At 40.0% G+C, this 8,715-nt stretch carries 10 protein-coding genes; 7 read left to right on the forward strand and 3 right to left on the reverse strand.

What is annotated here, in order from left to right; all coding sequences use genetic code 11:
* From tnpA to BO222_RS01555, 3 genes are all read right to left on the reverse strand, one after another.
* Nucleotides 1-288: IS66 family insertion sequence element accessory protein TnpA (gene tnpA / locus BO222_RS01545; RefSeq protein ID WP_198931968.1), on the reverse strand; the 288-nt coding region annotated here is incomplete at its 3' end.
* Nucleotides 289-556: 268 nt separating this feature from the next.
* On the reverse strand, nt 557-1,024 hold the full coding sequence (locus BO222_RS01550) for an HD domain-containing protein (RefSeq protein WP_075817751.1): 468 nt from the start codon (nt 1,022-1,024) through the stop codon (nt 557-559).
* Between the two features lie 186 nt (nt 1,025-1,210).
* Nucleotides 1,211-1,426, reverse strand: a complete 216-nt coding sequence (locus BO222_RS01555; protein WP_075817753.1) for a cold-shock protein — start codon at nt 1,424-1,426, stop codon at nt 1,211-1,213.
* A gap of 461 nt (nt 1,427-1,887) precedes the next feature.
* On the opposite strand from BO222_RS01555, the gene BO222_RS01560 reads away from it, so the two are divergent.
* The 7 genes from BO222_RS01560 to BO222_RS01590 form a co-directional block, all read left to right on the forward strand.
* On the forward strand, nt 1,888-3,330 hold the full coding sequence (locus BO222_RS01560) for a leucine-rich repeat domain-containing protein (RefSeq protein ID WP_075817755.1): 1,443 nt from the start codon (nt 1,888-1,890) through the stop codon (nt 3,328-3,330).
* Nucleotides 3,331-3,618: 288 nt separating this feature from the next.
* Nucleotides 3,619-3,852: a hypothetical protein gene (locus BO222_RS01565; RefSeq protein ID WP_075817757.1), complete on the forward strand. Its 234-nt coding sequence runs from the start codon at nt 3,619-3,621 to the stop codon at nt 3,850-3,852.
* Nucleotides 3,833-5,704: an ABC1 kinase family protein gene (locus BO222_RS01570; protein WP_083647620.1), complete on the forward strand. Its 1,872-nt coding sequence runs from the start codon at nt 3,833-3,835 to the stop codon at nt 5,702-5,704. The genes BO222_RS01565 and BO222_RS01570 overlap by 20 nt, the downstream gene beginning before the upstream one ends.
* 211 nt (nt 5,705-5,915) lie before the next feature.
* Nucleotides 5,916-6,431 carry a signal peptidase II gene (gene lspA, locus BO222_RS01575; RefSeq protein WP_083647621.1) on the forward strand — a complete coding sequence of 172 codons (516 nt, stop codon included), beginning with the start codon at nt 5,916-5,918 and terminating at the stop codon, nt 6,429-6,431.
* The gene (locus BO222_RS01580) at nt 6,412-7,467 is read left to right on the forward strand and encodes an RluA family pseudouridine synthase (RefSeq protein WP_083647622.1); all 1,056 of its coding nucleotides are present in this window, start codon (nt 6,412-6,414) and stop codon (nt 7,465-7,467) included. Before lspA ends, BO222_RS01580 begins: the two co-directional genes overlap by 20 nt.
* 1 nt (nt 7,468) lies before the next feature.
* Nucleotides 7,469-8,017 carry a deoxycytidylate deaminase gene (locus BO222_RS01585; RefSeq protein WP_075817759.1) on the forward strand — a complete coding sequence of 183 codons (549 nt, stop codon included), beginning with the start codon at nt 7,469-7,471 and terminating at the stop codon, nt 8,015-8,017.
* 187 nt (nt 8,018-8,204) lie between these two features.
* On the forward strand, nt 8,205-8,715 hold a 511-nt coding region (locus BO222_RS01590), incomplete at its 3' end, for a transposase (RefSeq protein ID WP_178390437.1).

The raw sequence follows: 8,715 nt of genomic DNA on the forward strand, positions 1-8,715 counted from the left end.
ACGGATCGTTCGGTCGCTGTCAGTGATTTCAATCACCGGCTTTGGACTCTCGTCTGATCCTTCCAAATCCAGGAAGACCGTCCTGTCAATTTCTACGAATTCAAGAGCCGCTGAAGCAGGCGATACGGCGGCAGCTTTTCTGCGCCAGTACTGGAAGGTGGATAAAGCCAGGCCGTTTTGGACGCAGAAGCCAGCCTGAGTCAGACCTGACACCTGGTATTGATCAACCAGGTTCATCCACTGTTCCTGATTCAGTTCACGGGATTTGGAAAACAGATAATTATGCATAAAATCCTCCAGTTCTAGTCGAATACAGAATATCGACTGGAACCGGAGGATCTAAGCCCGTGCAAATTTCAAAAGGTTACGATAAAACAAACAAGATAAAATAAAACACAAAATAAACGAGGAAGAATTTAACGTACAGTTTAGTTGAAAATTCTTCCTCTTTTTTAGTCGTGAAATTTGCTGGTGTCATAAAGATTGTTCATGAAAAGAATAAAATGACTCATAGCTGCATAATAAAAGACCTAGATGGATAGAAGACCTGGATGGCTTAACCAGCCAGATCTCTTCCGGCTTTCAGCAAACGTTTAGAACGAACGGGATCAAATTTGGTATGCGGTTCTTCAACAAACTCTGCAAAGACGTCTGCATCCTTGAGTGCTTCAGCCAGTGGATCATCGCTGAATTCAGATTTTTTGGAATGCTGAGCAATGGCATAACAGATCTCGTCGATTTCATTGGTTGAAAATTCCTGTGTTTCACTCAGGTAATGATAAGCATGCAGACTTGATAATCTGGCGTGATCTTTTGAAGGACAATTATGGGCGAAAGTCGCATAATCATGAAAGAGAGCAGCGATCTTGGCAATCTCAATGGGCAAAGAACGGCTTATGGCAAGCAGAGTCATAAAATTATCAACTGATGAAGTATGCGTAAAAGCTCTTTCGTGAATGGTGTCGTTATAAATCTTTGAATAACGACTGTAGACATAACTTCGGGCTTTTTCATATCTCTGCATTATAACCTCTCCTTTCAAAACAACAGTTCTGTATCAAAACAACGGTTCCATGACTTTTCTATACAAATATTACCATCAAACAAAAAGAGATATAATCCTGGTAAAAAACAAAACTCTAAGAAATGAAAAAAAGCATCCGAGCGGATGCTTTAGGGTAATTTAAATCAATTATTTAAGAATAATTAATTATTCAGTAACAGTTTCAATAACAGTTACATTGGAAGCCTGTTTGCCGCGATCGCTTTCAACGATATCGTAAGTAACAGTCTGTCCTTCGTCTAAAGAACGGTAACCTTTCTGGTTGATAGAAGAGTAATGTACGAATACATCTTTTCCGTCTTCACCAGTAATGAATCCGTAACCTTTTTCGGCGTCGAACCATTTCACTTTACCAGTGTTCATTTTAATTTCCTCCTGGATGAGAGTTGGAAAGGCGTTTGCGGATATTAAAGCGTCCAATGGCACAAATTTAATACATACAAATACTTGAATCCAAACTATTTCATTCCTTGCAGGGGTATTATAGCTTTGTTTCAATAAATTCGTCAAGCGATAAATAATACCAAATGATCCACCGATTGTGGTGATTTATGAACTATCCTGTAAACTTTCTTATTCAAATAAGATAAATAATTTTAAAGTGTGATGGATGTAAAGGTTTGCATTGACAAAATAAGCTGTGAATACTCATCCGCGGCATCGTGAAAGTCGATTCGCAAGAATAAATCGACCATTCATATTTCTTCGTTGAATCTGAGATATTAGTCAGTAAATCGCTTTCATACAGATGATGAACTGATTTCAAGAGTCTTAAGCCATGATATAATTACGTTAAATAACGCTGTAAAATTTGGAGGAATTTTATGTTTATCAAAAATCCGGCTCTTGCCGAAACCATCGCGAGAACACTGCACACCACTCCCGATCAGCTCACTAAGGAAGATATGAAAGAGCTGATTCAGCTTGATGCCTCCAACCTGGAGACTGATACTCTCGACGGTCTTGAATATGCTGAAAACCTTGAAAGACTGAATGTTTCTAACAACGCCTTAAAAGACATTCATCCCCTGGAACATTTAAGCAATCTCGAAGATCTGGACCTGTCGGGAAACCGACTGCGTGATATCACCCCACTAAATGATCATATTCAGCTGCGCCGTCTGAACCTCTCTCGCAATAATTTATTTACGATGGATATTTCCGCTATTGGAGGCATGATCAATCTCGAATACCTTAACCTGAAAAAAGCTAAGATTGACTCACTCGATTATGTCATCAACTGTAAAAAGCTGCGTGAGATCAAAGTCAATACTGAGAATGGGCCATTCAATGTAACGATTTTAGGTACTTTACCAAATCTGAAGATTCTAGATATGTCTGGCCTGCGCCGCTTTAATATCGATGATCTTTCATATCTGAACCATCTGGAAAGTCTGAATTTGGCAACCAACCTGTTCAATGATTTGTCTGCTTTAAGCAGCATGCAAAACCTGAGACATCTTGATGTATCAAATAACCCATACTTAACCGATTATGATCCTTTAAAAGATTTCCCGTCTTTGAAATCCTTAAAGATGGATTACAACTATCCGGAGGATTTTGATTTTTTGAAGAAACTTAATCATCTTGAGGAACTGACCATGGTTCAATGTGGATTCAGTGATATGCGGGATCTTGACCATATTAAAAATCTGCGCGACTTAAATATTTCAAAAAATGAGCTGACGCATACCAACGATTTTCATAATGTCGAACATCTCGAACGCTTTGATGCGGATTTCTGCATGCTTGAAAATGTGGATTTTTTAAAGAACGCTCACCACTTAAAAGAGCTGTCTTTATTTACAAACCTGATCACCAGCATCGATTGCCTCAAAGATGATACAGAACTTGTGGAACTCAATGTTGGCCGCAACCAGATCAAATCGATTGAATGTCTCAAGAACATGAAGGATCTGAAGATTATTTCTCTTGAAAACAACAACATTTCAGATCTCTCTGCACTGGCTGATATGAAGGAACTTTGCATTGCGGACCTTTACAACAACATCATCAGCGATCTGACTCCATTAAAGGATTTGAAATTTATCTCTTATTTAAGACTCGATCACAATATGATCCGCGATCTGACGCCGCTAAGCTCATTGCCTTTCCTGCGTGAACTGACATTAAAGGCAAACTATATTACCGACGTGACCCCTTTGAAGGATTTAGAACTTCTGCAGGCTTTGCGTCTGGAAGATAATCCAATCCTTGATACGAGCGCACTGGAAAAAATGCGCTTTTATGACAAGTTTACTGATTAGTCCGATTCCTGATAAAGAAGAATTACAGATAAGCACAACTAAACGCAAAAGAAAATGAGTCGTAATTCCGCCTTTGCCTTTTGTTGAATTTCTGTGATTTTATAACCCGAAAGGTTAAATTTCGTTTGCCTTTCGGGTTTTTGGATTTTTATGAAGGAATTTTTGGTTATTGACTTCGATTCATATAAAATCGAGATAAATTGACTGATTTTCTTTACGCTGTATGACACTCGAAAAATGTCAAGAGCTAGAACAGGACGAAACAAGTCGAAAAGATATAATAAAGTTATGATTAAAATTGAAAAGAAAAATAAATGGGCGATTGATTTGTCCTTCCACATCCCAATTCCTTCTTTTTCGATTGCCATTACTGGTGTCGAATCGGAAGAGATTAAAAATGCAGAACTCTCTCGAAATTCAAAAGTAGATTTCATAAGTGATGAATCTGAAATGGATGCCAGACAAACTGCGAAGAGCTCAGAAACAGAAAAGGGAAATTTGAATGAATCAGCCGGAAAATAATCCGAAAAAAAGAAAAGATCTGAAAGACCTGATTGATGCCATTGAAGATAAGACATATTCATCAAATAACAATCCGAAAAATCAAGACTCGGTCAACAGAGGTCAGGATGATCCTGATCTTGATTTTGAAGCTTCAATACAGGAAACTCAGAATAATTTAGACGATTCACAAACCAGTGCTGAAAATAAACTATTAAAGAATCAGGAATCCAATGAAGATTCAAGAAACAGAGAACCGAAAAATTCAGATTTGAATATTCATTCAGATCAGATTATTTCCAAATCTGAACGTTTTGTTCAGATGGTTGAAGTTCTTCGAAAATATCATGCCTTTAAAGGAATGACTCCCGTCAAACTGCGAATGATATTAGAAGATCTTGGTCCGACATATGTCAAATTAGGCCAGATTATGTCCAGTCGTTCAGATATTTTAGACCCGGTGTATTGCAAAGAGTTAGAAAAGCTCAGAAGCAACGCCGAACCGATGGATGAAGAGACCGTTCGCGAAATTATTAAACAGACCTATGGCAAGGAACCGGAAGAACTGTTTCTTGAATTCGATATGAAAGCCATCGGAGCGGCCAGTATGGCTCAGGTTCATAAGGCGAAAACGAAAGATGGTTCTGATGTCGTTGTAAAAATTCAGCGGCCAAACATCTATGCTCAGATGGAAGTAGATGTTGATATTCTGAAAAAGGCTTCAGGATTGGTTGATTTGAATAAAACCATTTCTTCGATCGTAAACCTCAATGATGTTCTTGATGAATTTTGGAATACGGCAAAGCAGGAGATGGATTTCAGACATGAAGCGATGAATGCAGAGAAGTTTGCATCCAACTATAAAGGTATTCGCTTTATCATGTGTCCTAAGATTTATGATGAATTTACTCGCAAGCATGTTTTGGTTATGCAAAACATCGAAGGAGTTCAGATCGATGATTATGAAGCTTTAAATCAACTTGGTTATTCACGGGAAGAAATCGCAATGAAGCTTGCGGACAACTATATTGACCAGGTTGCAGACAAAGGCTATTTCCATGCGGATCCCCATTCCGGAAACATTCGGATATGGGATGGAAAGATCTGCTGGCTTGATTTTGGAATGATGGGTTCCATTACTCCAGGTGAAGCGAGTCTGATCAACCAGGCTTTAAATGCAATCGTCTCCGGAGATCACGTGCGATTAACGGATGCCGTTTTGGCCATTGGAATCCATACCCGGGAAGTTGATTATGTCGCTTTCAGCAATCAGTTAGAAGATTTTATGCAGCGATATCTATCCAGCTCACTTGATGATATCGATGTGACGCAGGTTGTAAATGATATGATCAAAATCTGCCATACCAATGGAATCATGCTTCCAAGAAATATAACAATGCTTCTTAGATCTTTGGTAACGATAGAAGGAACAATGAAGGATCTTGATCCAGAAGTGAATATTCTGACGATAGTTAAAAAACGATCTCAGGTCATTACCGGAGAACAGGTTGAGAAGCAGTTTCGTGATCTTCTTGTCCGGTGGTCTAGATCAGCAAATCAGGCTGCCGATATTCCAATGGAAGTAGCTGATCTTCTAAGAATGATGCGCAAAGGACAGTTTCGGATGAATCTGAAACTTACAGACGCAGACACAATGATGCCGGATGTCAATAAAATGGTCGATCGAATTGTAGTATGCGTCCTGATTGCTGCTTTGTTAATGGGCAGTTCGGTGATCTGTACAACCAATTTAAAACCGACGTTCCTCGATATTCCGTTACTTGGCTTCGCTGGATTTTTCCTGTCATTTTGTCTCAGTGTCTGGCTGTTTATTAAAATGCTGTTCAGAGGACGTAAAAACAGTATCTTTTGAGCATTGAGCAGATCAGTCAAAATGCTGACCAACGATATCTAATCAATAGATAGTTCAAAGGATAGCTTATTTATTCTATGAATAAAAAATTGATGAAGATAAAGATTGGTCTGATTTCATCAAACTGAATAAATGCTTTTGCATTTTGAAGTCATCTAATGGACAATAAGAAATTAACAGGTTGAATCCTGCAGAAATGGAATTAGTTTGAATGAAAAATGTATTGTTAAAAAAGAAATGGCCCATGCTGGTCTCAAGTCTGCTGCTGATCGTATTGCTCGTCGGACTGGATCAATGGACCAAAGCAGCTGTGACTAAAGCGATCCCGTTGCATGAGAGCATTGTGATGATCCCAGGATTTTTTGATCTGACGAATGTCAGAAATACTGGAGCTGCATTTTCGATGTTCGCTGGAATGGGAATGGGATTTTTTATCGTTCTGACGATTGGAGCGATACTCGCTATGATCTATTACTTCATCCATACCGATGATCTTCGGATTGAGTGGTGTCTGGCTTTAATCACTGCCGGAGCAATTGGAAATCTGATCGACCGGGCTACGTTAGGCTATGTCAGAGATTTCTTTCAGTTTTATATTTTTGGATGGCCTTTTGCGGTATTCAACATTGCAGATGTCTGCGTTTCCGTTGGATTTGTGCTTCTGGTTGTCTTCATGATTATGGATGAATGGAAGGAGAAGCGTGAACATGCCGGATTACAGCAATGAAACAGAATTAAAAAATGAAGATCAGTTTGAAGAGCTCGAAATCGAGAAAGTGAAATCAGAAATTGAAGGCGATTCAACCGCAAATCTGACAATCAGGGAAGCAGATGGAGAGAATGACTTTGTGACCATCCAGATTGATGAAAGCAAGGCAAAAACCAGACTGGATAAACTGATCTGTCAGGAACTCGATCTATCCAGAGCCAGAGTGGAAGCTTTGATCGATGATGGCATGGTCTGTTTAAATGGTCAGGTGGCAGTAAAAGCTTCTAAAAAAGTTCAGGTCGGTGATGTTCTTGAAATTGAACTTCCAGAACCCGAAAGTACGGATGTTCTTCCTGAAAAGATGGATCTTGATATCGTTTATGAAGATTCAGACATCATCGTCATTAATAAACAAAGAGGTCTGGTGGTTCATCCAGCCCCTGGACATTATAAGGGAACCTTAGTCAACGGCCTGTTATACCATTGTCAGGATCTTTCCGGAATCAATGGTGTAGCCAGACCCGGTATCGTGCATCGAATTGATAAAGATACCACAGGATTACTGGTTGTGGCTAAAAATGATCTGGCTCATGAATCTCTGGCTAAACAGATCATGGATAAGACCTGTAAGCGAGAATATCTGGCTATCGTTCATGAACCATTTTCTCATCGTACCGGAACCATCCATGCGCCCATCGGGCGGGATGAGAAAGACCGTCAGAAAATGGCAGTCACTTCCAAGAATTCAAGAGATGCAGTAACAAGATTTGAGGTTCTCGAAAACTTTGATAAATTCGCGCTCGTTCGCTGTGCTCTGGATACAGGAAGAACTCATCAGATCCGCGTTCATATGGCCTATATTCATCATCCGGTGGCAGCCGATCCGAAATATGGACGCAGAAACACACTTCCCGCCAGTGGTCAGCTGCTGCATGCCTGCCATCTTGAATTAATCCACCCTAGAACTGGTGAAAAGATGGCCTTTGATGCTGAACCAGATGCTGAATTTAATCAGTACCTCAATGAATTAAGAGCACTCAAGGAGAATCAGTAAGATGGATCGAATCGGACATGTCCTTGACTGGGATCAGTATTTTATGGCAATGGCCCATTTAGCCGCTTTTCGCAGTAAGGATCCCAATACAAAGGTTGGAGCCTGTATTGTTAATCCGCAAAAACGAGTGGTTGGATTAGGTTACAATGGGTTTCCTCGTGGATGTTCCGATCATAGTTACCCCTGGGGGCGCGAGGGAAATTTTCTGGATACCAAATATCCATATGTTGTTCATGCCGAACTCAATGCGATCTTAAATTCAATTCAAAACCTCACAGATTGCACAATTTATGTTTCTCTTTTTCCATGCCATGAATGTGCAAAAGCAATCATTCAGTCTGGAATTTCTACCGTGATTTATGAATCGGATAAATATGATGGAACAGAAGATAATATTGCCAGCAAGCGCATGTTTCAAAGCGCCGGGGTAAAACTGATTCAGCTTCCTTATCAGGTTGATATTCAGGCTGAAGTAATCGGGGATGATCAGCTGATCCGTAAAGTCAGCAGTACACAGGAGATTCAATCCTGCTGCTGTAAAGACGACTGAAGTTTATCCGGATGATGCATGGAAGTAAACATCGAACCATCTGAAATCTAACTTGATCCATTAAAATTGATCAATGTGAATCGTTGGATTCAATCTAAAAGGGGCTGTTAAATTTCTGACAGTCCAAAAATAAAAAGAGGCACCTGATCCGTAATGGATGAGGTGCCTTTTTTGGTAAAATATGTTCATGATCAATAAACAAAATTACCAAACACACTATAACTCGATTCAGGGCCGTTTGCCACTGCTCCATTCTCTCTTCCCTCATATTGAGATGGATTCTGTCTTCACTACTGTCAGTTCCTTTGTCGATGATTATCTCGACCTTGCCCTTTATCCTTCTTTTGCCTCCTGGCCAGCCTGCCATTTCCCAGCAGACGCCATGCTCAAAGCCGCTCTGATTTCTTTTACTCTTTATGGCTACTGCTCTTTGCGGCAGCAGGAAGAACTTTATTCTCACGACATCCGTCTGCTCTGCCTTTTCAATGGCGAAACTCCTTCTTACGGTACAATTTCCCGCTTTCAGAAGGAATGCCTTACTCCATGCATGGAGGATCTCTTTACGGAATTCAACCGCTATGCCGAACAGAATGATCCTCAGATAGACTCTTCTGTCCTTTATCTGGATGGAACAAAAATTGAAGCCAACGCCAACAAGATGACATTCGTCTGGACAAAGGCCACTCAGAAATATCTGG

The sequence above is a fragment of the Ileibacterium valens genome, from assembly GCF_001945525.1.
GTDB lineage: Bacteria > Bacillota_I > Bacilli_A > Erysipelotrichales > Erysipelotrichaceae > Ileibacterium > Ileibacterium valens.

What these genes read in the sequence shown, in the direction of transcription:
- BO222_RS01550 (WP_075817751.1), bottom strand. Translation starts at nt 1,024, where the DNA reads ATGCAGAGATATGAAAAAGCCCGAAGTTATGTCTACAGTCGTTATTCA.
- BO222_RS01555 (WP_075817753.1), bottom strand. Translation starts at nt 1,426, where the DNA reads ATGAACACTGGTAAAGTGAAATGGTTCGACGCCGAAAAAGGTTACGGA.
- BO222_RS01560 (WP_075817755.1), top strand. Translation starts at nt 1,888, where the DNA reads ATGTTTATCAAAAATCCGGCTCTTGCCGAAACCATCGCGAGAACACTG.
- BO222_RS01565 (WP_075817757.1), top strand. Translation starts at nt 3,619, where the DNA reads ATGATTAAAATTGAAAAGAAAAATAAATGGGCGATTGATTTGTCCTTC.
- BO222_RS01570 (WP_083647620.1), top strand. Translation starts at nt 3,833, where the DNA reads ATGAATCAGCCGGAAAATAATCCGAAAAAAAGAAAAGATCTGAAAGAC.
- lspA (WP_083647621.1), top strand. Translation starts at nt 5,916, where the DNA reads ATGAAAAATGTATTGTTAAAAAAGAAATGGCCCATGCTGGTCTCAAGT.
- BO222_RS01580 (WP_083647622.1), top strand. Translation starts at nt 6,412, where the DNA reads ATGCCGGATTACAGCAATGAAACAGAATTAAAAAATGAAGATCAGTTT.
- BO222_RS01585 (WP_075817759.1), top strand. Translation starts at nt 7,469, where the DNA reads ATGGATCGAATCGGACATGTCCTTGACTGGGATCAGTATTTTATGGCA.